The organism is Paenibacillus sambharensis (assembly GCF_003233845.1).
Lineage (GTDB): Bacteria > Bacillota > Bacilli > Paenibacillales > Paenibacillaceae > Paenibacillus_I > Paenibacillus_I sambharensis.
The window spans coordinates 1-24,598 of sequence record NZ_QKRB01000058.1; the positions used below are offsets into that span (position 1 = coordinate 1).

General features: G+C 53.1%; 21 protein-coding genes. 5 read left to right on the plus strand and 16 right to left on the minus strand.

Annotation, left to right across the window (positions count from 1 at the left end; translation table 11 throughout):
- Positions 1-76: 76 nt before the first annotated feature.
- The 6 genes from DNH61_RS24125 to DNH61_RS24150 form a co-directional block, all read right to left on the minus strand.
- On the minus strand, positions 77-985 hold the full coding sequence (locus tag DNH61_RS24125; RefSeq protein WP_281272414.1) for an IS3 family transposase: 909 nt from the start codon (positions 983-985) through the stop codon (positions 77-79).
- Positions 986-1,008: 23 nt separating this feature from the next.
- Positions 1,009-1,329, minus strand: coding sequence for a transposase (locus tag DNH61_RS24130; protein WP_111147616.1), 321 nt, complete (start codon positions 1,327-1,329; stop codon positions 1,009-1,011).
- 156 nt (positions 1,330-1,485) lie between these two features.
- Positions 1,486-1,962, minus strand: coding sequence for a type II secretion system protein (locus DNH61_RS24135; RefSeq protein ID WP_111149438.1), 477 nt, complete (start codon positions 1,960-1,962; stop codon positions 1,486-1,488).
- A 245-nt stretch (positions 1,963-2,207) separates the two neighbouring features.
- The gene (locus DNH61_RS24140; protein ID WP_111149440.1) at positions 2,208-3,416 is read right to left on the minus strand and encodes a type II secretion system F family protein; all 1,209 of its coding nucleotides are present in this window, start codon (positions 3,414-3,416) and stop codon (positions 2,208-2,210) included.
- Complete coding sequence (locus DNH61_RS24145; RefSeq protein WP_111149612.1) at positions 3,416-4,453, minus strand: type IV pilus twitching motility protein PilT; 1,038 nt, start codon at positions 4,451-4,453, stop codon at positions 3,416-3,418. The genes DNH61_RS24140 and DNH61_RS24145 overlap by 1 nt, the downstream gene beginning before the upstream one ends.
- 61 nt (positions 4,454-4,514) lie before the next feature.
- Positions 4,515-6,179 carry a GspE/PulE family protein gene (locus DNH61_RS24150; protein WP_111149442.1) on the minus strand — a complete coding sequence of 555 codons (1,665 nt, stop codon included), beginning with the start codon at positions 6,177-6,179 and terminating at the stop codon, positions 4,515-4,517.
- A gap of 374 nt (positions 6,180-6,553) precedes the next feature.
- Between DNH61_RS24150 and DNH61_RS24155 the strand changes: the two genes are divergently transcribed.
- Positions 6,554-10,846 carry an Ig-like domain-containing protein gene (locus DNH61_RS24155; RefSeq protein WP_181438850.1) on the plus strand — a complete coding sequence of 1,431 codons (4,293 nt, stop codon included), beginning with the start codon at positions 6,554-6,556 and terminating at the stop codon, positions 10,844-10,846.
- Between the two features lie 82 nt (positions 10,847-10,928).
- Entirely contained in the window at positions 10,929-11,108 is a 180-nt protein-coding gene (locus tag DNH61_RS24160) for a small acid-soluble spore protein H (RefSeq protein ID WP_111149446.1), read from the plus strand.
- A 65-nt stretch (positions 11,109-11,173) separates the two neighbouring features.
- On the opposite strand, the gene DNH61_RS24165 is transcribed toward DNH61_RS24160, so the two are convergent.
- The 8 genes from DNH61_RS24165 to DNH61_RS24200 all read right to left on the minus strand — a co-directional run bounded on the left by DNH61_RS24165 (position 11,174) and on the right by DNH61_RS24200 (position 17,835).
- Positions 11,174-12,715, minus strand: coding sequence for an N-acetylmuramoyl-L-alanine amidase family protein (locus DNH61_RS24165; protein WP_181438851.1), 1,542 nt, complete (start codon positions 12,713-12,715; stop codon positions 11,174-11,176).
- A gap of 179 nt (positions 12,716-12,894) precedes the next feature.
- Positions 12,895-13,275 carry a LytTR family transcriptional regulator DNA-binding domain-containing protein gene (locus DNH61_RS24170; protein ID WP_111149450.1) on the minus strand — a complete coding sequence of 127 codons (381 nt, stop codon included), beginning with the start codon at positions 13,273-13,275 and terminating at the stop codon, positions 12,895-12,897.
- Positions 13,276-13,297: 22 nt separating this feature from the next.
- Positions 13,298-13,420 carry a cyclic lactone autoinducer peptide gene (locus DNH61_RS24175; protein WP_111149452.1) on the minus strand — a complete coding sequence of 41 codons (123 nt, stop codon included), beginning with the start codon at positions 13,418-13,420 and terminating at the stop codon, positions 13,298-13,300.
- A gap of 1 nt (position 13,421) precedes the next feature.
- Positions 13,422-13,943, minus strand: coding sequence for an accessory gene regulator ArgB-like protein (locus tag DNH61_RS24180; protein ID WP_111149454.1), 522 nt, complete (start codon positions 13,941-13,943; stop codon positions 13,422-13,424).
- A 5-nt stretch (positions 13,944-13,948) separates the two neighbouring features.
- A complete protein-coding gene (locus DNH61_RS24185; protein WP_111149456.1) occupies positions 13,949-14,584 on the minus strand; it encodes a hypothetical protein in 636 nt (211 codons plus the stop codon).
- Between the two features lie 392 nt (positions 14,585-14,976).
- Positions 14,977-16,737 carry a hypothetical protein gene (locus DNH61_RS24190; protein ID WP_146241133.1) on the minus strand — a complete coding sequence of 587 codons (1,761 nt, stop codon included), beginning with the start codon at positions 16,735-16,737 and terminating at the stop codon, positions 14,977-14,979.
- A gap of 20 nt (positions 16,738-16,757) precedes the next feature.
- Positions 16,758-17,309: a type II secretion system protein gene (locus DNH61_RS24195; RefSeq protein WP_181438852.1), complete on the minus strand. Its 552-nt coding sequence runs from the start codon at positions 17,307-17,309 to the stop codon at positions 16,758-16,760.
- Positions 17,293-17,835: a PulJ/GspJ family protein gene (locus tag DNH61_RS24200; protein WP_111149460.1), complete on the minus strand. Its 543-nt coding sequence runs from the start codon at positions 17,833-17,835 to the stop codon at positions 17,293-17,295. Before DNH61_RS24200 ends, DNH61_RS24195 begins: the two co-directional genes overlap by 17 nt.
- Positions 17,836-18,468: 633 nt before the next feature.
- Between DNH61_RS24200 and ilvA the strand changes: the two genes are divergently transcribed.
- Positions 18,469-19,752: a threonine ammonia-lyase IlvA gene (gene ilvA, locus DNH61_RS24205; protein ID WP_111149462.1), complete on the plus strand. Its 1,284-nt coding sequence runs from the start codon at positions 18,469-18,471 to the stop codon at positions 19,750-19,752.
- A 732-nt stretch (positions 19,753-20,484) separates the two neighbouring features.
- Here the strand turns inward: ilvA and DNH61_RS24215 are convergent.
- The gene (locus tag DNH61_RS24215) at positions 20,485-20,886 is read right to left on the minus strand and encodes a hypothetical protein (RefSeq protein WP_111149464.1); all 402 of its coding nucleotides are present in this window, start codon (positions 20,884-20,886) and stop codon (positions 20,485-20,487) included.
- 107 nt (positions 20,887-20,993) lie between these two features.
- Positions 20,994-21,971 (minus strand): aldo/keto reductase, encoded by a 978-nt coding sequence (locus DNH61_RS24220; protein ID WP_111149466.1) that lies wholly within the window; start codon positions 21,969-21,971, stop codon positions 20,994-20,996.
- Positions 21,972-22,134: 163 nt separating this feature from the next.
- On the opposite strand from DNH61_RS24220, the gene DNH61_RS24225 reads away from it, so the two are divergent.
- Both DNH61_RS24225 and DNH61_RS24230 read left to right on the plus strand, forming a co-directional pair.
- Positions 22,135-23,385 (plus strand): MGDG synthase family glycosyltransferase, encoded by a 1,251-nt coding sequence (locus DNH61_RS24225; protein WP_111149468.1) that lies wholly within the window; start codon positions 22,135-22,137, stop codon positions 23,383-23,385.
- Complete coding sequence (locus DNH61_RS24230) at positions 23,369-24,565, plus strand: MFS transporter (RefSeq protein ID WP_111149470.1); 1,197 nt, start codon at positions 23,369-23,371, stop codon at positions 24,563-24,565. Before DNH61_RS24225 ends, DNH61_RS24230 begins: the two co-directional genes overlap by 17 nt.
- Positions 24,566-24,598: the final 33 nt, after the last annotated feature.

The following is a 24,598-nucleotide window of genomic DNA, read 5'->3' on the forward strand; positions in this document are numbered from 1 at the left end:
CGGCTAGGCCCCCTAAAACCGGAGTCCTGCCCACCAAAAATAATGCAGGCATAGAATTACTCGTTTTTTCGGGGGATTACATCGCTTTATGAAAAGCTGAAGAATCCTCCAGTGTCTGAACCCAAGCTGAAAACACGGCAGGAGGTTTTCGTTTTAAGCTGCCATGCATTCTACGGTTATTGTAGAAGTCCATGTATCCGTCTAGCTCTTCATATGCATCTTTAAAGGTTCTGAAGTCTCTCTTGCTGAATAGATCGCGTTCCAACAGGCTATGAAAGGATTCGATATAGGCATTCATATTAGGTGTTCTTGGAGGTATACGCTCGTGGATCACGCCGAGACTCTCACACATATCTCCAAACAGCTTGCTCACGAATTGAGGGCCGTTATCGGTACGAATAGTAGGCATCTCATCACCAGGGCGTAGACGGCTTTGTAGCGCATAACAAAGTGTCTGAACGGCATGCTTAGCCTCACAAGATGTTCCCCTGTACTGCTGAACAACGACGCGGTCAAACACATCAATGATGCTGAGCACATAGAAGAATCGCTCGAGCCCACGGACGTAGCCATACTTAATATCCATTTGCCACAACTGGTTGGAGCCTGTAACGACACGGTTTTTCGGCAGCCTGCGCGGATGCGCCTGAACTCGCTGACGTGGTTTTTGAAGAATGCCCAACTCGTTACATAACCGGTATGCTTTCTTTTTGTCTAGCCTCACGTTGTACTTGTCACGTATGCATTGCGCAAGGAGTTTATACCCGTAAACATGCTCTTCGCCTTCGATGAGCTCAAGCAACCAGTCATTGATCTGGCTGTCCACTACGCGTTCGCCATCAAACGTATGAGAGTATCCAGGCACAGGGCGACCACGCCGGTTTTCTGCAGGGCGCTCAGGCGGGCAAGACATCTCTCTTTTCTTTCGATCATAATAGGTGGATTCAGCGATACCTAGAATGCGCAGAACCAATGCTGCTGGCACTCCCCGCTTAATAAATGGTTCTGCTACTTCAAGTTTTTCAGATAAGCGGGGTCTTTCTTTTTTAGCAACTCTCTGAGAATCTCAATTTCGAGTTCCTTCTCACCGAGTACTTTAACGGCTTTTTCATACCGCTGCTCAACCTCCTGCAGCCGCTGCATTTCCTGCACATGTTCGTCAGTAAGCGGAATCTCTTCTGCTGGAATCGTGTCACGGTAATCTCTTATCCACGTACGAATGGTTTCAGGGTGTATGTCATACATGCGGGCAAGAGCCCCCACCTTTATCCCAGCCAGTGCTTCTTTAACTATTTTAAGTTGCGTGTCTTTGCTCAGCCTTTTCCCCATACCGGATCACTCCCTTATCCTAAGTTTAAATTATTGGATGGGAGGACTCCAGTTTAATTAGGGGGCCTAGGAGTTTTTGCAGGTTTATTCAAGTTTGATATGTTACCCGATCCGGGCCGTTGCCTATTTGATAATAAATTTTAAGAATTAAAATGATTACGAGGCCGGGTTAGGATTATTATTAGTAGTTTCCGTCGGCTTATTTGGTGACTTGTCACCCTCACCAGCCATAACAACCGTGCCCTCATAGTACACAGTCCCATCACTTGTAACTAACGACACATACAGTAAGTCACCGGTTGACTTGAACTGTACTTCTCCACCCGAGATACTTTTCTTGCTGCTAGGCAGAACCAATCTCTCATCCAAATAGTCAGCTGTCTTTAGTGCAGAAATTTCTACCTTCTTCCCCTTAGTCTCTCCATTATTCTCGGCAGTAAGATATAATCTTGCAGCCTCGTACACTTGGCGAGCAGCAGCAATATCAGATTTTTCCTTGGAATTACTAATAATATTACCAATCAACGGAACGGCAATTGCCGCGATTACACCCAGGATAACAATAACCGCCAGCAGCTCGATCAGCGTAAAGCCCTTCTCTTCCTTTTTCAGCCTCTTCATTACCATTTGCATATAAAATCTTCCTCTCCTATATAATTGAACAGACTTATAAGTCCGGTCCAAACACTACCGCTAACACAATTCCGGTTGCACTCACAATTCCAACTCCATCTTTCCGATCACCGTTCAAATTCTAATCACTGTCACTGTCACTGTCACTGTCACTGTCACCGTCACTGTCACCGTCACTGTCACTGTCCCTAATCCATGTCCCTAATCCATGTCCTAATCCTTGCCCCACTGCCTGCACCACACCACTAGCTCATCTGCTCGTACATGCTAAACATTGGCAGCATGACAGCGGCGACGATCAGGCCGACGACTCCGGCCAGGAAGACCAGCAGCAGCGGCTCGATCAGCGATTTCAGCCGGTCGACGGTGTTGTCCACATCCGCCTCGTAGAAGTCCGCTACCTTCGCCAGCATCTGGTCGAGCGAGCCTGTTTCCTCGCCAATAGCAATCATCTGGGTTACCAGCGGCGGGAATACCCACGCCTGCTTCAGCGGATCGGACAACGGATTGCCCCGTCGAAGTGAGTCGGCGGAGCGCCGAATATAACGGCCCATCACCTTGTTGCCAACCACTTCCTCCACGATTGTGAGCGACTGCAGAACCGGGACCGAGCTCGCATAGAGCGATGCCAGCGTCCGGGACATCTGCGCGATTGCGCCCTTCTGAGACAGCTTGCCGAAGACCGGGATCTTCAGCTTGGCATAATCCAGCCAGTAGGCCCCTTTGTCACTCCGCTTCATCGCCAGCAGCCCAGCGAGAAGGGCCACAGCAGCCAACACCCAGTAGTACCAGTAGTCGACAACACTGTTGCTAAGCGAGAGAACCAGCTTCGTTATCGCGGGGAGCTCCGCATCCATCGACTCGAACATCTGGACAAACTGCGGCACAACCGAGATCAGCAGGTACACAACCGCAGCAAGCGCTAGCACACCAACAACAATCGGGTAGGTGAGGGCGGACTTGATTTTCTCCCGGGTAGCATGCTGCTTCTCGAAGAAACGCGCCAGCCTGTCCAGCGTCCCGTCCAGATCACCCGTCTCCTCCCCGGCACGGATCATACTTGTAAAGATCGGCGGGAAAATCCGCTTCTGCTCCTGCACCGTCTGCGAGAAGGCATGGCCCCGCAGCAGACCGGCATGCACTTCAATGAGCGCTTTCTTCAGCGGCTTGCTCTCTGTCTGGCTGGCCAATATGCTGGCAGCCTCTACGATCGTAACGCCCGCGCGGATCAGAGTGGCAAGCTGCCGGCAGAAGATTATAAAATGCTGCGGCTTGACCGGGTTGCCGATATAAATCTCCGTCGACAACAGCGTCTTCCGCTTCTCATCAAGCGACAGCACGACGAGTCCGCGCTTACGAAGCTCCTCCACCGCAGACGACTTGTCCATCGCGGACATTCGTCCCTTCAGCTGCTTGCCGCTTGCGCTCTTGACGTGATAGGCAAACTCCGGCATCAGACCGCCCCTTCCGTCAGGCAGGCCTTAGCAGCCGCAGGATCAACGCGTCCCTGCCGGAGAAGCTCCTGCACGGACATATCGAGCGTCACCATGCCTTGTGCCCGGCCTGTCTGGAGCACGCTGCGAATCTGATGAACCTTCTCGCTGCGAATCAAGTTGGCTACCGCCGGTGTGTTGATCATGATCTCGGCCGCACAGCAGCGGCCCGCTCCATCCGGACGTGGCAGCAGCCGCTGGGATATGACGCCCGCAAGCACTGCCGCCAGCTGTCCGCGAACCTGAGCCTGCTGGTGCGCAGGGAAAGCATCAATAATCCGGTCAATCGTCTGCGGCGCATCCGTCGTATGCAGCGTTGCCAGCACCAGGTGTCCGGTCTCGGCTGCCGTAACGGCAGCCCCTATTGTCTCGGGATCACGCATCTCGCCGACAAGAATGACGTCCGGGTCCTGCCGCAGCGCAGCCCGCAGTCCGCTTGCAAAGCTGCCGGTATCCCGACCCACCTCGCGCTGCTGGATCAGCGACATCCGGTTCGAGTGTACGAACTCTACAGGATCTTCAAGCGTTACGATGTGCTTCTTCTGCGTAGCATTGATATGATCAATCATCGCTGCCAGTGTTGACGACTTGCCGCTTCCTGTTGGACCGGTCACCAGCACCAGTCCGTGCGGCCTCGCAGCCAAAGCCTCAACAGCAGGCGGCAGGCCAAGCGAGCTCAGCGAAGGGATGTCCACCGGAATGGTGCGGATCGCCAAGCTGATCTGTCCGCGCTGCCGGTAAGCATTGACTCTATATCTGGATATCCCTTCAAGCTCCCAGGCCAAGTCCATCTCTCCCAGCAGCTTGAACCGTTCCCACTGCTCCCCTTCAAGCAGCCCAATCGCCATTCCATTGATCTCCTCAGCCATCAGGAGCTGCTGCCCTATTCGCTGCAGCTGGCCATGAAGGCGCATGACCGGCGGCGACCCGGCGGCAAGATGCAGATCCGACGCGCTCGCCTTATGCACCTCCGCAAGCAGGACTCTCAGCTTGTCCATATGTTCTTGTTGTCCCACGGCTGTTTCATCGAAGTAATGCGGCATGCCTTCTCCTCCGCTGTCAGTTTGATACCGTCTCACGCAGCACTTCCTGCAGTGTTGTCGCGCCCAGCTTCACCTTCTCCAGACCATCATCCATCAGTTGAACCATGCCCGCTGCCTTCGCTTCCTCACGCAGCTCCTGGATTGTCGCCCCCTGCGCAATCAGCTGCCGCAGCCGGTCATTGAGAGCGAGCACCTCATGTACAGCCAGCCGCCCGCGGTAGCCCGTCTTGTTGCAGCTTCCGCAGCCAGTTCCCTTATGCAGCTTATCGGCAACGATTCCGCGGCTCTTCAAATAAATAGCTTCCTGCTCGCTTGGCTCATAAGCTTTCTTGCAGTCCGGACAGATCCGGCGGACAAGCCGCTGAGCTACAACACCTACCAGTGAAGAAGCGATCAGATACGTTTCGATCCCCATATCACGGAAGCGCGTCACGGTGCTGACCGAATCATTCGTATGCAGCGTAGATAGAACAAGATGACCAGTCAGCGAAGCCCGAATCGCCATCTCTGCCGTTTCCGTATCACGGATTTCACCGACCATCACGATGTTCGGATCCTGTCTCAGAATCGAGCGGAGGCCTGCGGCAAAAGTTAAACCGATGCCCGGATTCACATGCACCTGATTGATCCCTTCCAGCTGATACTCCACCGGGTCTTCCAGTGTCATAATGTTGACACCTTCCTGATTCAGATGGTGCAGCGCCGAATAGAGCGTAGTCGTCTTGCCGCTTCCTGTAGGTCCGGTTATGAGAATGATGCCGTACGGCTTCTCGATCATGCTCTTGAAAGCTTGATGATTATGTGAACCGAAGCCCAGATGGTCCAGCGCCTTCACGCCGATGCTTAAGTCAAGAATACGGAGCACGATTTTCTCACCGTGAATGGTAGGCAGCGTCGATACCCGAATATCAACCGTCCGGTAATCCACCTGCATCTTGATCCGTCCGTCCTGCGGCAGCCTCCGCTCCGCGATGTTCAGCCTGGCCATAATCTTGAGCCTTGCGGTAATGAAGCCCTGCATCTGCTTCGGAATCATCCGCTCGGTCCGCAGCACACCGTCCACCCGGTAACGGATAGCGACATTGCCCTCCCCCGGATCCACATGAATATCAGATACCTGCAGCTGGACGGCCTGCTGAATCATCTGATTGACCAGCCGCACGACAGGAGAGTCTTCATCGGTGATCTCCGTCTCCCGAATCTCTTCCTGACTTGGAAGCTCGACCATCATCTGGCTCATCGAATCCTGCAGGCCGTAGTGGCGGGCGATAGCACGCTGCAGCTCGTCCTTGCTTGAGATAGCGGGCTCGATCCGGAACCCTGTACTCATGCGAAGCTCCTCAATGGCAAAATAATCCAGAGGGTCCGCCATCGCGACCATCAGCTTGCCGCCTTCCTTATGAAACGGGATGGCCTGGTAACGCCGTGCCAGGCTCTCCGGAATAATCTGTGTAATTGTTGGGTCAATCTGGTACTTGTACAAGCTGACATGCGGAATGCCCAGCTGGAATTCCAGCACCTCGATGAGCTGCTGCTCCGTTATGTAGCCTTGGGTTATGAGCAGGTCGCCCAGCTTCTGCTTCGACTTGCTCTGCTCTGCCAGCGCCTCCTGCAGCTGTTCCTGCGAAATAATCCGGCTTTCCACCAGAAGGTCGCCCAGCCTCTTCTTTACGATGGCCATTTGCTGTCCCCTCACCCTCATAACCTCTTAACAATGCTCTAATATGCAAGCGTGAAACCCTTTTGAAATCTAGTTCACACAGCCTATTATTTGGAAAGTGTTAGATTTTTGTAAAATTCATGTTAGACAAGAAATTTGTAGTTAATTGTCGAATATGTTTGTATTCCATTTTGGTCATCTTTGTAAAAATCATTATACAATGACGCCAATAATAAAGACAACCACCAAAAAAACTGTATCTTAATTTGTCTTCGACATTTCTTACAACTTAATTACAACATATAAGTATATACACCTATACTTAGTCCTTTTATACTATGTCTATAAATATGGTGATTCGTTATCATAGATATATCCGGATTAGGAGGCATCTCATGAAAAGAAGAACGTTCAATAGGCTGCTTACACTATTGATTGCTGTCAGCATGCTGTTCGCAGCCTTTGCTGTCACAGGAATTGGCGAGCGTCAAGTGCATGCCGGCACGGGAAAGCTTGTTTCCCTTCTATCGAAGGCGAATGACAAGTACATAACCATTACCAGCACTGAGGCAGCTGTATCCACCCGTTCATCAGATGCCACGGCCGCCGAGCTGTTTGAGCTCAGCACACTTAGCAGCGGCAGCATTGCCTTGAAATCCAAGATTAACGGCAAATATATGACCGTCAGCTCCTCTGGAAGCCGGCTGTCGGCTTCTGCTTCGGGAATAGGAGCCCGGGAGCAGTTCACACTTGTCCACCACACCGATGGCACGGTATCGTTACTCGCATCCAACGATAGATATGTGTGCGCGGACAAGTCGTTAAGCAGCACCACCTATCCGCTTGCCGCCAATAAGACCTCTGCTGAGGCCTGCAGCTTTTTTAAGCTGACCGAGCACCACCCCGTCAAAATTCTGGAGATTACCGACACCGGCAGCTCCGATATTCAATCCAGTCTCAGTCCCATCCCTTACATTGAGGTTGAGACGATGAGCATGAAGCGGTTCGTCGCCCTGCGCGGGGATCTGGACGGCAAATATGATGCTATCTATATCGGCAAGGGCAGCTACAATCCGGAGACCGTACCGGTCACAACTTCTTCCAACCGGGAAAGCTGGCATGATACCAAGCATGTTATGAACGACATCACGATGCTTAAGGCGAATGAGATTATTCAGCATTATATAAATAAAGGCCTGCTCGTCATGCTGTACAGCGATGCAGCCCTGCGAAGCGGCGTGCTCCACCAGAGCCCGCAGAAGGGCAAGCTGTACAGCGCGTTCAGCCGCTACAGCACGCCTGCAGGAGCCCGGGATAATGTGCTCTGGATCAATGAGGACAGACTCACCCGTCTGGACGACCTGCTGACACAGGACGCTTATAACAGACTCCTTCGGCAGCGGCCCAAGCTGGTCCTGAACGAGCGGCCCGTCGATTACAACGTCAATCCCGGCCAAGTATTCAGCACCGGGAGTACATTGACCTTCAAATTCAACGCGGCCAATATTGCCGACTTCAGCCAGCGCAGGCTGACAGTTAATCTCTATATTGGCCTGGATCAGGTACTGCGTTTTACGCCAGACCAGATGGTAGCCTCTGCGCAGGTGACTGGACCGGAGGGCGAGCTGACCTATCGTCTGCCCAAGGGTTATTCCGGTGTTCATTATTGGAAGCTGGAGCTTGTGGACCAGAACAGCAGGCTTAAGGATTTTCAGAGCGGCGTAATCCGCTTCAAGGACGAAACGACCGTCTTAAACGTGCTGCAGGTTATGCCCAATGGCAAGCTGTTCAGCTCCCTGCAGCGGGACGCTACACTTAAGCAGTCCTACTTACGCAAGGCCGGAGAATATGAAATCAAGGTGGATGTAACGGAGTTCAACCATTTTAACAGCAGCGGATACCGGGACCTGAACGGCCGGTACGATATGCTGATCTTCGGCTTCATCGACGAGTACAACCGCTATGCAGGCATCAGCGATGACGCAGCGAAGGCTGTTAATGCATTCATCGGCACCGGCCAGGCGGTTATGTTTACGCATGACACCGTGTTCGGAGACAACAATAACTGGATTCGCTACTTCAAGGACACGACCGGACAGAGAGGCACTCAGACCAATCTGGGCCTGAACGCACCACGGACCTCAACAACCACCGTGAAAGTCAATGACGGACTGCTCACGCAGTATCCTTTCAACATCAGCCATGCCGCAACCTCGGTTGCCAGAACGCATAACCAGTATTTCACCCTCGATCTGGAGGATGACAGCATTATCAGCTGGTACAACATCTCAGGCGGAAGCCGGGACCCTAATGACAGCTGGAACCATTACTACACGTATTCCAAAGGCAATGTCACTTACTCAGGCAGCGGGCATACCTTCCTGAACAGCCAAACCGGCTATTTAGCGGACCCGTTTCCCGACTGGGAAGAGAAGCTGTTCGTTAATACGATGTACCGGGCATTCATTGGAGCAAATCATGCGCCGAACCTGACTGTCTTCACGCCGCGTCCTTACACGGAACAAGAAGACAATTACATCCCGTCCTATCACAGCATCACAGTCAGCTTCAAGCCTGAAGACTGGGATCTGGCCGACCGCCGCGTCTATGTTGAGATCAACTTCAAATCGAACGGACAGGTTGTGCGAAAATTCCAGCAGGCCGATGTCTTATCGGGGTCCACCGTGACGCAGACATTCCCGAATCCGCTGCCCCAAGGCGGTGATTTGACGATAGAAGTAATTGCGCGGGACAAGAAGGGAGCCCAGACCATCAGAGAAGTGCCGGTCAGGATCAAGAAGCTCGAAACCAATCTGAACGTAAGCCGTCATTTGTCAGGCCTGAGAGAAAGCGCGGACGGAAATGGAAGTCCCGTTGTGAAAAAGGGCGAACCGCTGACTATGCACTATCAGCTGGCGCCTATGCCCATACCTGTCCACACGACAACGGAGCCGGAGAAGCTTGTCATTCATCAGGTCTCCTTCCGCGAAGCCTTGCCCGGAGGCATTGAGATCAACTCTCTGCCTTCATGGATGAGCTCCTCGGGAAATATAAATTCCGGCTATACGATCAGCGGTACTCTGCCGGATATAACCTACCGCCTGGCGGAAGACGGCAGCATGTACACGGCTGAACCGGTTACCTTTGAAGTAGGCATCAGGGCGGTCAGCAATGGCAACTATACGTTGGATCAATCGCGGGTGTCCTTCAGGGATATCGGGGAGACCGGGACGATTACGGTCCCGTTCCAGCCGCTGAGCTTCCAGGCCATAACGATGATCGAGAATCTCTCGCTCGCAGGCACAGAAATTGCTATTGGCGACGAATTACCAATGCACCCTTCGTACAGTCCGCCGGACGCTACTTCACCTATCTTTACCTGGGAGTCCAGCGACAGCAGCATACTTCAGATCAATGAGGTTGGAACCGTGAAAGGCATCGCTCCCGGCACAGCTGTCGTAACCGTTCGGGATGCTGTAAGCGGCCTGACCGCGCGGGCAGCCGTACGAGTAGTGGAGACAGGCCTCAGCCTTAGCGGCGGCGACACCGTGATGGCAGGCTCCTCTCTAATGCTGGAAGCTGCGCTGAGACAAACGGCGAATGAAGTCATTCGATCCGATTCGGTAACATGGGGATTCAAGAATGAGGCAGATCGCACGAAGGCTGTGATCGCAGGGGCAGACAGCGGGAATGTGTGGAGACGCGAATTGGCCGGCAAGCAGGCTGGTACTGTGACGGTCGTCGTTCAGGCAACGACCTATAACCTTGCCACCGGCGCTGTGATGCATACCTATACCGCCGAGCATAGGGTTAAGATCGTCAACCCGGAGCTGCGGATTACCGGTCCGACCGAGACTGGGAAGGGCGAGCAGATCAGTCTGAGCGCGAATTGGGTCGACCCGGCCGGTAATCGGGTTAATATACCAGCCAGCATGGTGCAATCCGTCAGCTGGTCCTTCAAGGAAACGGCTGACGATTCCAAGGCTCAGCTGTCTGGAACTGGCAGCTGGGAGCGCACACTGAAAGCAGTAGAAGCCGGCAGCGTAACAGCTGTCATAACAGCGGTCCTGTCATCCGGTGACCGGATTACAGCCGAGCATCCGGTTGTCATTAACGACCGCAGCGTCCGAATTACCGGCCATAACGCACTCGGCATAGGTGAAGCCATTAATCTGGGACTGGAATGGGAAGGCGGCTCACTGCCGCCAGGGAATATTCAGAATATCAGATGGACATTGAAGGAAGAGGAGGCTGCGCGGACCGCTTCAATAAGCAGCCCTCAGACCGAACCTCATTCAGCCGTCTTGACCGGAAGGGATGCTGGTCAAGTAACGGTAGTTGTCCACATCCAGACAACATCGGGCGCTGCCTTCAGCGCTGAGTACGAGGGCTCCGTCATCCGGCTGCGCCTGCCGGCAAGCCGCACGATTACACAAGGAAGCAGCCATTCACTGGCACCCCTGCTGGAGGTGCTTCCAGCCGCCATGAAGAACCGTGTAGAGCCAGAGGTCAAATGGCTCAGCAGTAATACCGATGTAGTCAGCATTACCGGTTCGGGCGTTGTCACAGGACACAAACGGGGCACAGCCACCATGACGGCCATCTACCGTCCAGATCCTTCAAGGCCGGAGATCAAGGCCAGTATCGTTGTTAAGGTCGAACCGTTGCACAGCGGTGATGTGTACTGATACAACCCTCTGGAGGTCCGTATATTTTCGCATTGGAACGAACACATTATGGCTATACCCCAATATGGAAGGGAATAACAGAATGGACATCTATCGCGCTCAAGAAATTGCAGCATCCCCTGTTATGGCCAACGTGACCTACAACGGACAGCAGGTGTATATCCAGCATGTCTGCGAAGAAAGCGAGACAGCGAGGATTTTCCCGCTGGACCAGCCTCAAGCCGAACAGAGTGTGCCGCTTCGCAGCCTGATTGAACAGTAGGTATGATCTCACGACAAACAGGGAAGCGGGCTTCATGCCCCTTCCCTATTTGTATGGGGAGTCCCTTACACGCCTGTCTGCGGCACGGGCAGCTGTCCCTGTACTTGTTGCTTTACTTGTCCCTGTACCTGCAGCTGCTCCTTGATCCCATCCACAATCGCCTGAGCGACACGCCACTGGAAGGACTCATCGAACATAATCAGCTCCTCCTCCGAGTTCGAGAGGAAGCCAATTTCGAGCAGCAGGGCATCCATTGCTGCATCCCGCAGCACCTTTAAGCTCTTGCTCTTCACCTTACGGTCGGGGAATCCCGATGCCCCCAATAGGTGTCTGTGCATCAGCTCGGCAAACGGCCTGCAGGCTTCATTGTAATAGTACGTCTCTGTTCCTCTGACCGAAGGATTTTGCGGAAAAGAATTGCCGTGTATAGAGAGGAATATGTTCGCACCCAGTGCATTAGCCATCGTCCCGCGGCTGCCGAGCTCCACATACGTATCGTCGCTGCGAGTCATGACTACATCAATACCCGGCTCTGCCGACAGCAGCTGTACTACCTTATGAGATAACGATAAGGTGAAGTCCTTCTCCCTCCTGCCCGTTACACTTGCCGCGCCCGGATCTGACCCGCCATGACCTGGATCGATCACGACCAGCTTCTTCCCATCCTGGCCGATCGGCTGTACGGGTGTGTTAGCGATCCCGGCATTCAGGTCAATAATTACATAATAAGCGCCTGCCTCCTCTTTGATCACCTCATAGGGGATGGCCTGCGTCGTGTCTATAACGATCCGGATGGATTGCGGTTCTTTGGAGAACAGAGAGTAACGGATTTTCTTCACATAAGCATCATTCACGGCAATTGAGCCCTGACCTCCCGTAACAAGTGACTGTGACAGCGAAGTGGAAAATACCGCATTCGGAATATCCATAATGATCCGGTCCGGACCTGACATTGTGGAAAATTTCGGCTCTACCGGCTCACTTGTGGATACGATTAACCGGTTATCCGCGTAGCTGATCGTTTCCACCTTCATCTGACCGGCATCTGTGACAGGTGCAGGCACAGGGGCCGCATCCGTTGTCCCTCCCGAATTGGTGCCACCCGGCAATCCCGGCCCTTCTGGTGCAGCTGCCACTGGAGGCAATGGTTCCTGCTGCGGTGCCGCAGGCATTGCCGAGTCCAGCGATACCGTCTTACTCTTATTATCCCAGCCCACCTTCAGACCTAACTCTTCTCCCACAAACCGCAGAGGAATATACGAAGTACCCGAGATTACCATTGGCGCAGCCGTCATGCGCTTGGCCAATCCATTTACGAACGCCTCTTCGTTGCGGACGGTCATCTCAATCTTCTTGTCTAAGGCAAGCACAGTCACCTTCTGTTCCTTCTGCTGCCACTTCACCTCGTACCCAAGTCCCTGCACGACCATTCGGATCGGAATCATAACACTGCCGCTTACGATCGGGATGGTGACACCCGGCAGCATCTCCAGCTTTGTTCCGTTCAGCACAATAGATGCCGTCGCAGGCTCTTGCGCCTGCTTCGCCTGTACCCATGAAGCTTGTCCTGTAAGCAACAGACAGACAGCGATCCAACTGATTATCAATACCTTTAACTTCCTGAACATTTCTTCACCATCCCACAGTCATTTACATATTCATCCAGCCATCTATTAGACGACGAAAATCCCCAAAGGTTGCGAGATTCATGCTGATAGAACGCAATATTGTCAGTACAACAGAAAGAAGCAGGCTCCGTCTGTGCAGACAGTACCTGCTTCCTTCGTTAGCGCAGTACAGCGATATCCGGGTTGGATGATTTCAGCTTCAGCAGAATATTCTTGAAGTTGGATACCGCTACTGTGCATTTCTTGGCTCTCCGGCCGGGCATCGTGTCAAAGTATACGAGGCCCATCTTCTCGTCAACCAGCGTGACTTTCTGCATATTGACTGCGTTGTTTCGGTCGACCTTCTCGAAGACATAACCCGAGTGAAGAAACGTCTCAATAAAGTACTTCAGCGTGCCCATGGCGAAGTATTCATGATCTGAGGTGTGGAACGATACACGGTTAGTCATGCTGTCAAAGGATATGTACAAGAGATCGTCCGCTTCGACATGAACAAATCCAGATTTTCCGTCAATGTCATGAGTAAGAGACAAAAGCATGATTTAACCCATCCCCGCCTAATTATTTCAGCAATTCTTCTGGCGTTTCGTCTTGGTGGACATAAACCCAACTCGCCGTACTTACTACCATTACAGCTAAAGCCGCCAACATGGTGGCCAAACCATAAAATGTACGCTTTTTCATACTATCCCCCCGCTTTCCTGTGTATTAGTGTTAATGACTGAGCTAGCAAAGCGGCAGCAAGAACATCTTTGTTAATTACAGTACTAATAGCTACCAGGAGCAATGCTAATATTTTAAGCAGCGGATAATACTTATGTGGAATCCGCGTTTGACGCTCAATCCTTGAGGGGGCATAAAACAAAACTAGCAGAGCACTTAGGCAATTGAATAACATCACATAGGGATCAGCGAGTTGCACTTGAGCAATAACAATCATCAAAGCAGAGGAAATCGCTATACATAAACCGCCTGACTTGAGATGATATCCACCAGATACCTGTCGAAGTAAAGCAAATGACACAAGTACAATAGCAGTTTCTGCAATTTTACCCGTTATCAGTCCAGCTATTGTCGATATGAAAATGACAGATAATGCGTTTATTAGAAAAGAAATTGAGTAACGGAGCACATTAATACTAGCCGGATGATCAGGCACAGCAGCCTTAATTGATTCAGCCAACCTTTGGGAAAAAACTTGAATCATTTTCCTTACCTCCTTTCCAGTTCATCCGTTTCTTTTTTTATTGAATAGACCAGAAAGATAATCAGGGTAAGGAACATTCCTATTAAGTTAACTACAAGGTCCCTGTAATATAGCATCCCTGCCAAACCAACCAAAATAACAGCGATAAGTGTAGGGATCAGAACCTTTTCCCACTTGAAACGCAGGTCTTCAAAGTCGAAAGTAAACCCTAGCCGTTTCTTATATAAAATCCAGCCAATTAACCAACCGGTTATTCCTGTTAACGCTTGAAGAATGTACGCCTTCCATGAATACACTTGCAACTCGTCTAATGAGATAAACCCAAGTGACAAGAATACTAAGGAAGTTTGCAATACCGCAAATCCTATATAACCAGTCAACACCATCACCATTGACCAAACTAGAGGTATTCTAATAATCGTTACAAAGAAAAATGTGGAGAGGACCAAGTTTATGATTGGTGCTGCCGCCGATAAAGCCAAGATGTCTCTAGCTACATAGTTTTGAAATGAGACTAGCAAGAGCATTAGTACAACATGAGGTAGATAGCGCCGCATATCTAACCGAAATATGTAGAACGACAAAGCATAAATAGCGAATCCCTCAATAGTAGAAAACAACATAAACCAAAGGAATTTCAATCATACCAGCCCCTCAGTATTAATCCTTTGTTTCGATAATCGAGAGCCTTCACTTATCCCCTAAATAGTAAAGGGTTCCTAAATCAAGGCTATTAAGTCCTAGTTAATAGGTTCTGTCTATGATTGAAATATACGGTAAAAGTGCTTATAAATCAATACTTTCCCTTCTTCAAGTGGTTTATAAATATACAAAAGACTCAGAATCGGTAGTTAGCTGCAACAAAGCATGATTGGTGTAGATGTTAACACTTTATGAACTCTCCCTCCCTATAATGACACATTTTTGTAAACGCATACATTTATTTTGTTACCGCTTTCTTTATTTTCGCAGCAGATAGGCTGCCAATAAGAAAACCAGCTCCGCATCCCTGCATCTGCTGGTTCTCATCTGTTCACTGGCTTTCCAGCCACTTGCGGCCGATGGAGACCTTGACCTTCTTGACGCGCGGCAGGCCGGTGCTCTGGCTGGTGAAGACATTTTGATCATAGTCAATGACAAATCGGGACTGTTCGCCAGGTATCGCCAGCTGGCTGCGTGCATCAAACTGCAGGGATGTCTCCCCCTCTACCGCCTTGGTCGAGCCAAGGACAGCGTTAATCGTGATGTCTCCGCGGGCGAAGAAGCCGCCATTCATCCAGAAGGTCGATCCGACCCCGTACAGCTCCGCCTCAGCATCTGTGTAGAAGAAAGCATCCAGGGTGTAATCATGCTCCTTGCTGTAGTCCCCTGTGATAGGCTGGAACGCATCGAATCGGTACACATCGACAGGCCCCTTCGAAATCAGGACCATCAGCTCTTTTCCGCCAATCCCCCTGATCTGTGCATCAACAACCTCTGTTCTGCCGAGTCCGATCACGGTCGCATCGACTGCGAGCTTGCCCTTGATGATAATATCCCCTGTCACCAGGATGTTGCCGCGTATGGTAACGAACTGGTCTTCGTAGTTCTCAACGATCAGGTCGCCGTTCACAATCAGCCAATTCTCAGCAGATTTATCGGTGTAATAGATTCGCTTGTAATCATCGCCCAGCGTGAGCGGGCCTTCGACAATTACCGGCTTGGTCAAGCCTCCCAGCTTAGCCGCAAAATCGCGCACTTCCGCCGCATATCGCTCCTCATCCTCCAGCGTAAGCTCGGCAAGCTCCGGCATAACCGGCGGCGTAAGCCACCCTTCCCCGTCCGGAAGGCCATCCCCGCTGACATCCTCCTTGAACCGCTCGTTAAGTACAGACAGCATGTCGTCCTGCTTCTTCACTCCGCGCTTGAACCTTGCAGCCAGCTGACTCCGTACATTCGGGTTATCTCCGACCGTCAAGGCAGCCTTGTCCAGGAAGGACTGCTCCACATTAATAGAGACAAACTTCTTGTTATCCTTCAGCTTGATACGGCTCGGCTCACTGTGAAGATAACGGGTGATATGCGCAGGGTCGCTTAATGGCACATAGCTGCTGACCCGGTCCTCACGGTGCTTAATACGATCCACTGCCGATACATAGACTTCGCCGTACAGGCCTTCCTGCTGAGCCAGATACGGAAACTGCGATTGAACAGCGAGCTCCTGGCCCAAATAACGGTAGCCGGCCATACTGCTGAGCTTCAGCTCTTCCCCCACATAGAGGTTGCCTGCCAGGTATGGCGAGCCGTTCAAGATTACATCCCCTTCTTCCGATCCGAGCCCATAACGCAGAAAATCCGGGAATGTATCCAGCACAATGTTCTGTGACAGCCTGCGGACCGAGCCGTTCACTTCCGCCTTGGCCGTTACCTTCAAGTAATAATCCAGCTTCTGCTGCCCCGCTTGCAGGTCATTCCCTGTATAGACGATCGACTCGATGTAGCCGCTTGCGCCTTCAAGCCCCGTACCAACGGACCTGTTGTTGAATTCCTTGACAAAATTCTGCAGCTCCGCCATCAGCTCTGCCGGCCGGATCGCCATTTCCTTGCCATTGTACTCAGCTGCGATATGCGCCGCCGCTTCGTTCAGCGCTTTTTCCGCGAGATGCAGACTCTGCACATTGTCCTCGCTCTTCTCCGTACGGTGAGCTCCCCCAATGCTCGCGCTGAGCACGGCCATGCCCAGCATCATGAAGAGCAGGATCATGAATATGACCATCAGGAAGGCCGATCCTTCCTCTTCCCGCAACCGTTTCAACAGCTTGTCCCCCGCTCTCCCTAAAAACCGAATTTGCTGACCAGCTCCAGCTCCATAGGCTCATCCCCATACATATGACGCAGGAGCAGCCTGATTTCCAGCAGTCCGCTGCTGCAGGCGTTCCCCTGCGGGCAGCTCAGCTTGATGCTGGAGCCCCCCGGCTCCTCAGCTGATACCGGAACGACTTCAGCCTGGACCGGAATTTCCCGGCGCACGTTCGCATCCCCGATGAACAGCGCCCCCTTATTTTCCGTATTGCGAGCGATATACACCTGGTGTTCCACCTTCTCTCGCTCCTCATTCAACCGCAGCACGACCTTCGTTCCGCCTGCATCGAGCTGCTCCAGCTCATCCGGACCAAATGTATACAGCTCCGTCATAATGGAGGACATGATCAAATCCCCTTCATCGCGAAGCGAATTTTCGATGCTGATCTTGTTATACGCATTGATTCCAAAGGTAATGGAACCGTATATGACACCGAGTACAACCGACAACAGCGTTAGCGACGCGATCAGCTCAATTAATGTAAAACCCCGCTCATCGGCCGCTCTGTTAACGTATCGCTTCATCGGTAATATAACCCTCCACCTCAGTCCAGCCGCGCTTGTTAGCCGGCTCTGCCGCATTCTTGACCGTGACCTTCACAGGGATCAGATAAGGCGCAATGGCTTTTCTGTCCGCCGAAGCCCGCATTTGCTCATGCAGACTGTCCTGGTACTCAATCGTAATCTGGTAGGTAATCCCGTTAACCGTCGGATTCAGCACCGCTGCCAGCACCTCGGAATGGCCGACAAGATCCGAATAAGCACTGCATGCGGCAGGACGGCACAGCCTTGATGTCAGCGAAGGATGATCATCCGCCTCATCACGCAGGTCAAAATGCCCAGCCAGCTTGTCGTAGCTCTGCTTCTCAATATAGAACAGCGCATTGCGCGCCAGATTGACCATTACCGTCTTGCTCTGATTCCCCTTGGCATTGGCCAGCGACTGGACAAAAAAGCCTGTCATCGTCAACCCGACGATGGATAATATGACCACTGATAGCATGATTTCGATAAGGGTGAAGCCTTCTTCCCCGCTGCGCTGCCGTCTCATCCGCCAGTCCCTTCCCAAAGGTTTCTTATTCCTCTATTTTATCATAGTTCGACAGCTTCCGACTGTCATTTTTTTGTTAGTCGGGCCTTTAGTCAGGGGGCGCCTGCGGTTGACATTTGAACGCGCCAGCGGTATAACAATACTAATCTCAGTAATCTGTTAAATAATGATTCAGTGAAGAGAACAGGTACATCAGCAACGCTTCGCCCAGAGAGTCGGCACAACCGCTGAAAGCCGATCTTAGCTTCTGATGCTATATCATCTCCGAGAATCCGGGCCCACTCCAGCTGACTGCAGGTGACGAACGTTCACGTTCAGCGGCAAGTCCGGACGGCCATCCACCGTTAGAGGGGAAGACGTTCCAATACGTTACATGAGGAGCCGTATAACCTGCGAAGCCAGCCTGTCAGGCCGTGCCTGCAAGCATACGGAACTAGGGTGGTACCGCGAGTCAATCTCGTCCCTTTGGACGGGATTTTTTTGTGTTGAGCCAGGGCATCAACCCGCAATAACCCTTGTCGCACGGGATTTTCAAACCCATACGGGTGATTTTTCAAGCGGCAACAGCTGCTTTTTTAAGATAGGGTCAGGTTTGGTTAGGACCTGCAAGAGGTCGAGAGAGGAGAGAACAGAATGAAGGATCAGGAGCAAAAGGAGCAAACCCACATCCGGGATGGAGTCGGACTCGGCGATATCGTAATGGCCCAGCATCAGTTGAAGGAGGTCGTCGTACGGACGCCCTTGCAGCACAGCAGAGCGCTGTCCGAGCGCTATGCCTGTCAGGTATATCTGAAGAGAGAGGATTTGCAGGTTGTCCGGTCGTTCAAAATCCGCGGAGCCTTCCATAAGATGCACAGCCTGCAGCCTGAGGAGCTCGCGAAGGGAGTTGTATGCGCAAGCGCCGGCAATCACGCACAGGGGGTTGCCTATTCCTGCCAGACGCTTGGCGTACCAGGGAAAATCTTCATGCCAAGCACCACTCCTCGCCAGAAGGTCAGTCAGGTAAAATTTTTCGGCGGTGAGCAGGTTGAAGTCGTCTTGGTCGGCGACACCTATGACGATGCGTATACAGCGGCGATTGCGGTGAGCAGAAAGCAAGGCATGACCTTCATCCATCCGTTCGATGACCCGAAGATCATTGCAGGCAACGGCACCATCGGGCTCGAGCTGATTGAAGATGCGGACACGCTGCCCGACTACCTGTTCGTAACGATCGGCGGCGGCGGTCTGGCAGCCGGGGTTGGAGCCTATGTGAAAAATGTCGCCCCCTCCACCCGCCTGATCGGCGTTGAGCCTGAAGGTGCCCAGTCGATGAAAGCCTCACTGGAAGCCGGCATCGTGACACCATTGGAGCAGATCGAGAAATTCGTGGATGGCGCCGCCGTTAAGCGGGTTGGGGACCTCACCTTTGAACTCTGCAAGGAATTCCTGGATGATATCGTCGCTGTGCCGGAAGGCCAGGTCTGCACCACCATTCTCGAGCTCTATAATGCCAGCGCTATTGTGGCCGAGCCTGCGGGCGCGCTCACCATCTCAGCGCTGGAGCAGTATCGTGAACAGATCAAGGGTAAGACGGTTATCTGCGTGGTCAGCGGCGGCAACAACGATGTCGACCGGATGCAGGAAATCAAGGAGAAGTCGCTTATTCACGAGGGATTGAAGCATTATTTTATGATCAATTTCCCGCAGCGGGCAGGCGCTCTGCGCGAGTTTCTCGACGATGTGCTCGGACCACATGACGACATCACCCGGTTTGAGTATACGAAGAAGCACAATAAGGACAACGGTCCCGCTCTCGTCGGCCTGGAGCTCAAGCACAAGGAAGACTACGAGCCGTTAATGGCGCGCATGCGCAGCAAAGGACTGCAGTTCCAAGAACTGAACAAGGATTCGTTCCTGTTCAATCTGCTGATCTGACCGGCGGAAAATAAGAAGGGAGTCCACAGACGCATCGCGTCCGCTTGAGCTCCCTTGCTCGTTTTTTGTTAGCGTTTGATGTGCTGTTGGGCTGTTGGGCTGTTGGGCTGTTGGGCTGTTGTGCTGCTGTACTGTTGTGTTATCGTGCTGCTGGCTGTTGGGCTGTTGGGCTGCCGTGTTGGCGTGTTGCTGGCTGTTGGGCTGTTGGGCTGTCGTGTTGTCGTACTGCTGGCTGTTGGGCTGTTGGGCTGTCGTGTTGTCGTACTGCTGGCTGTTGTGCTGTTGGGCTGCCGTGTTGGCGTGCTGCTGGCTGTTGTGCTGTTGGGCTGTCGTGTTGTCGTACTTTCGTCCCTGCCCGTTGACTCGCTCAAACCCTGCCTCCTACCGCTCCCCGCTGCCCCTGCAACTAATCTTTGTTCAAGCCTGTACACTCGCCCGGCACTCCTGTTCAATGTACAGTAACACCTTACCAGCAAATCTGCTTCCGCTTCCACCCCACCGCTGCTGCACCTTGCAAGACTCGTGTCCGCTTATCACTTGCTGCATACCGCGCTGTCCAATTCGGGCTCTATTGTGGGCTCTACGTTACCCCGGCCAAAAAACCTGCAAAAGTGCAGGCTTTACTCCCACACTTCATACCCGTAGTTAAATACCTGCAAAAGTGCAGGTATTTTCAGAGTCCTATTGTTCTAATCGCTATTTCGGTTGAAATTCCTGCAGATTTGCAGGCTTTCAACCCATTTGAGACCGGACAGAAGAAAAAGCCTGCACAATCACAGGCTTTTCGTTTTCTTTCGCTATCTCGAGCTGCTCCGAGCAACTTCTGCCTATATCTGCACGCTTGCGCTGCTCCGTGCTGCCTCGGCCTGCTTCGCATGCTTGCGCTGCCCGTGCTGCCTCGGCCTGCTTCGCACGCTTGCGCTGCCCGTGCTGCCTGGCCTGCTTCCGCATGCTTGCGCTGCCCGTGCTGCCCGGCCTGCTTCGCACGCTTGCGCTGCCCGTGCTGCCTCGGCCTGCTTCCGCACGCTTGCACTGCCCGTGCTGCCTCGGCCTGCTTCCGCACGCTTGCGCTGCACCGAGCAGCTTCTGCTTCTGCATCCGCTTCACTTCGCTGCAGCCTGCTCCCTTCAGCACTTGGCAGTGCCTCCAGCATCCAGCAGCCAGCAGCCTACCGGCAGCTTGTAACCCTGCTTCCCGCGCGCTCCATAAACGTGCTGCCTCACGCTGCCTTCAGCCACCTCTTACCACGCATAAGCGCGAGGCGCATCTCCGCCCGGTCCGGGGAAAATCTCGTCCAGGCGCTTCAGCGCGCCCTCGTCCAGCTGCAGTTCCAGCGCGCGCAGCGAGCGCTCGAACTGCTCCGCTGTACGCACGCCGATAATCGGCGCGGTTACCGCCGGATTCGCAAGCAGCCATGCCAGCGATACGACGTCTTCGCCTTCCCCCAGCTCCTTGCACAGCTCCGCATACGCTTCAAGCTGTGCTCTGTGCTTCTCGACCCGGCTCGTATCGCCGCTGCGTTTGCCCGAGCCGCCGCGCAGGGCATTGCCGCCCAGCAGGCCGCCGTCGAGCGGGCTCCACGGGATAATGCCGAGGCCAAACGACTGCGCGGCCGGCAGCACTTCAAGCTCAGGCAGACGGCACAGCAGGTTGTACTTGTGCTGCTCGGAGATCAGTCCCAGGAAGCCGCGGCGCTTCGCTTCACCCTGTGCAACCGCAATATCCCAGCCGGCAAAATTACTGGAGCCGACATATCCGATTTTCCCCTGAAGCACCGCCGTCTCAAATCCGCCCCACAGCTCATCCCAGTTGACATTGCGGTCTATATGATGCATCTGATACAGCTCAATATGATCGGTCTGCAGGCGACGAAGCGAGCCCTCCAGATGCCGGCGAAGCTTGTAAGCGGACAGTCCGCCTTCTCTATTGGGACCGTCATACGGGTCACTCATGTCCCCATAGAATTTAGTTGCAATAACAGTCTTCTCCCGGCGTCCGCCCCCTTGGGCGAACCAGCGGCCGATAATTTCTTCCGTGCGGCCGGCGTTTTCTCCCCAGCCGTAAACGTTTGCAGTATCAAAGAAATTAATGCCTGCGTCAAGCGCCGCATCCATAATGCGGAAGGCGTCCTTTTCCTCTGTATCCACACCAAAATTCATAGTTCCAAGGCAAAGCCTGCTGACTCGCAGACCCGATTTTCCGAGATATGTGAATTTCATATAAAAATAGACCTCCTTTTTTGTTGAAAGCCGTTTGTGAACTCCTGTTTACGGGGTTAATAGTAGTATAACAAGCTTGGGCATTACTTACAAAGGTTCCATACGGTGTTCATACTCTGATGACATTTCTGATTTAAACTACGAGCGGGAGGTGTGTCTTTCCATGTCCTTGTCAAACCTAAATCGTACACAATCATTCACGGGCAAGAAGGTAATGCTGGTGTATGCTTCCTATGGGGAGGGACACCTGCAGGCGGCACGTGCGCTGCAAGCCGCTCTTGAAGACCGCGGCATTAAGCAGACGGTCATGGTCGATCTGATGGCCGAAGCTCATCCGTGGATCAGCGCATTTACCCGCAGCTTCTATATGAAGAGCTTCACCCTGCTGCCGGGCTTGTACGGCTGGGTCTATGATACGACGCGAGATATGCGCCATAACTCACTGTTTGGCGACTGGCTCCATTCCTTCGGCCGTTCCACAATGAGACGGCTGCTCGAGAGGGAACGTCCTGATGCTGTCATACATACATTCCCCATGTTCGTCATGCCGACTCTTCGTACGAAGGCCGATTCCCGGAAAATACCAAGCTGTGCTGTCCTGACGGACTTTGATCTGCACGGCCGCTGGATTCATCCCGGCATTGACCGTCTATACGTGCCCACCGATGACCTTAAGCAGGAAGCTATCGACCGGGGCGTGGCTGCTGACCAGATTTGCGCCAGCGGCATTCCGCTCAAAAGCGGCTTCGATTATATAGAGCCTCTCCCCGAGTACCGGGAGCGCTTCGGCTTCACAGAGAACGAACCCATCGTGCTAATCATGGCGGGCGCCCAGGGCGTCATGCCGGATGTGGCTTCCTTGTGCCGCCGGCTTCTCCAGCATCCCGGGCTTTCGGTTGCGCTTGTCTGCGGACGTAATGCGGTCCTGGCCAGATCAGTCAGGCAATCCCTCGACAATGAGGGTTATGGTTCCCGGCTGCGCATCTTCGATTTCGTCGACCGGATTCACGAGCTGATGGCGATTTCCACCTGCCTGGTCACCAAGCCAGGCGGCTTAACTCTGGCAGAGGGGCTTGCGGCGGGGCTTCCCATATTCCTGTACCGGCCTGTTCCCGGCCAGGAAAGACGCAATGCCGAGTACCTGGCACGCATGAAAGCGGCGGTTGTCTGCAGCCGGCCGCAGGAGCTGGTGGAAGAAATTGTGAAACTAATTCGCCAGCCTGATCGTCTACATACCAGTAAGCAAGCTTTAGCCGCCCTGCAGAAGCAGCAGGCGGCGGAGACGATCGTAACTGATTTCCTCGAAACTCTTCAAGCCTTCGAAGACCGGGGAATCTCGTCTCCACCGTCTCCGAAGCAACGGAAACGGTTATTCCGATTACAAAGGGGTAAGCCTGGTGGCATTCAAACGTAGCATCGCATTCGGTCCGGAAATTATTCTGTTTTCGATCATTCTCTTCTTTATTGAATTTGTAAGAGGCGCTGTCGCAATCAGCTTCATTCCCATCTATGGCGAGAAATCGCTGGGCCTGTCGCTTGATATTATCGGCGTGGCCATAACCGCGCATTATTTGACCGACACCATTCTTAAGATTCTGATCGGCTGGCTGCTCGACCGGATGTCGGTACGAACCGTTGTCCATGTTGGACTGCTTATATCGCTGCTCGGCGTTGTCCTGCTGGGCTTTGCCGAATATCCTTGGATGTTCATCATGGCAGCGGCTATTTACGGCATCGGCATATCGCCGATCTGGATTGTCTGCTTGACCAAAGTAACCGAGGAGCGCCGGGCCACCCAGATGGGCTATCTGTATACAATCTGGTTCATCGGCCTTGGCGCCGGCCCAATCTGCTCCAACCTGCTGCTGGATTACAGTCCGCGGCTGACATTCTACCTGCTCGTTGGCCTGTCTCTGGTCGCTTGGGTGCTGTCGCTGTTCATCAGCAACAGGCAGGAACGCCGTGTCGCAACGATTCCATTCAGCGAGCAGCTCGCAATTCTCCGCGAGAAACTGTCCCGCATGCGGCTGCTTCTGCCCGGCATGATTCTCCAGACGACAGGAGCCGCGATGCTCGTGCCGATCCTTCCGAGCTTCGCCGAGAAGCAGCTTGGGATTAACAATTCCCAATATTCCATCCTGCTCGTTGCCGGAGGAGCCTGCACGATTCTGGCCCTCATGCCGATGGGCCGCTTAACGGACCGGATTGGCGGACGCAAGTGGTTTCTGGTTGGCGGATTCTCAATCTTCGCCTTGTCACTGGGATTCCTGGCTACGACCCCGCCTCTATGGCAGTGCGTTGTGCTCGCTGCCGTGCTCGGCATATCATACGCAGCCGTGCTGCCCGCCTGGAATGCCCTGCTGGCCGCCTATGTACCGCCTGCACAGCAGGGGCTAGGGTGGGGGATATTTTCCACGGTGGAAGGCATCGGCGTCATGGTCGGACCTGTGGCCGGCGGCGTAATTGCCCAGCTGCAGAACGAATCCAATGTCGTCTGGATCAGCGCCCTGCTGTTCGCAATAATCGGGGTGTTCTACATCCTGTTCCCCGCCAGCCTGTTTACCGGCGGAGAAGACAAGCGCAGCGTATCCTGACGGCATTGCCGTCAGGCTTTATTATGAATACAA

Coding starts and splice junctions, on each gene's coding strand:
- DNH61_RS24130 (WP_111147616.1), bottom strand. CDS start 1,329: ATGGGGAAAAGGCTGAGCAAAGACACGCAACTTAAAATAGTTAAAGAA.
- DNH61_RS24135 (WP_111149438.1), bottom strand. CDS start 1,962: ATGCAAATGGTAATGAAGAGGCTGAAAAAGGAAGAGAAGGGCTTTACG.
- DNH61_RS24140 (WP_111149440.1), bottom strand. CDS start 3,416: ATGCCGGAGTTTGCCTATCACGTCAAGAGCGCAAGCGGCAAGCAGCTG.
- DNH61_RS24145 (WP_111149612.1), bottom strand. CDS start 4,453: ATGGACAAGCTGAGAGTCCTGCTTGCGGAGGTGCATAAGGCGAGCGCG.
- DNH61_RS24150 (WP_111149442.1), bottom strand. CDS start 6,179: ATGGCCATCGTAAAGAAGAGGCTGGGCGACCTTCTGGTGGAAAGCCGG.
- DNH61_RS24155 (WP_181438850.1), top strand. CDS start 6,554: ATGAAAAGAAGAACGTTCAATAGGCTGCTTACACTATTGATTGCTGTC.
- DNH61_RS24160 (WP_111149446.1), top strand. CDS start 10,929: ATGGACATCTATCGCGCTCAAGAAATTGCAGCATCCCCTGTTATGGCC.
- DNH61_RS24170 (WP_111149450.1), bottom strand. CDS start 13,275: ATGCTTTTGTCTCTTACTCATGACATTGACGGAAAATCTGGATTTGTT.
- DNH61_RS24175 (WP_111149452.1), bottom strand. CDS start 13,420: ATGAAAAAGCGTACATTTTATGGTTTGGCCACCATGTTGGCGGCTTTA.
- DNH61_RS24180 (WP_111149454.1), bottom strand. CDS start 13,943: ATGATTCAAGTTTTTTCCCAAAGGTTGGCTGAATCAATTAAGGCTGCT.
- DNH61_RS24195 (WP_181438852.1), bottom strand. CDS start 17,309: ATGAAGCGATACGTTAACAGAGCGGCCGATGAGCGGGGTTTTACATTA.
- DNH61_RS24200 (WP_111149460.1), bottom strand. CDS start 17,835: ATGAGACGGCAGCGCAGCGGGGAAGAAGGCTTCACCCTTATCGAAATC.
- ilvA (WP_111149462.1), top strand. CDS start 18,469: ATGAAGGATCAGGAGCAAAAGGAGCAAACCCACATCCGGGATGGAGTC.
- DNH61_RS24220 (WP_111149466.1), bottom strand. CDS start 21,971: ATGAAATTCACATATCTCGGAAAATCGGGTCTGCGAGTCAGCAGGCTT.
- DNH61_RS24225 (WP_111149468.1), top strand. CDS start 22,135: ATGTCCTTGTCAAACCTAAATCGTACACAATCATTCACGGGCAAGAAG.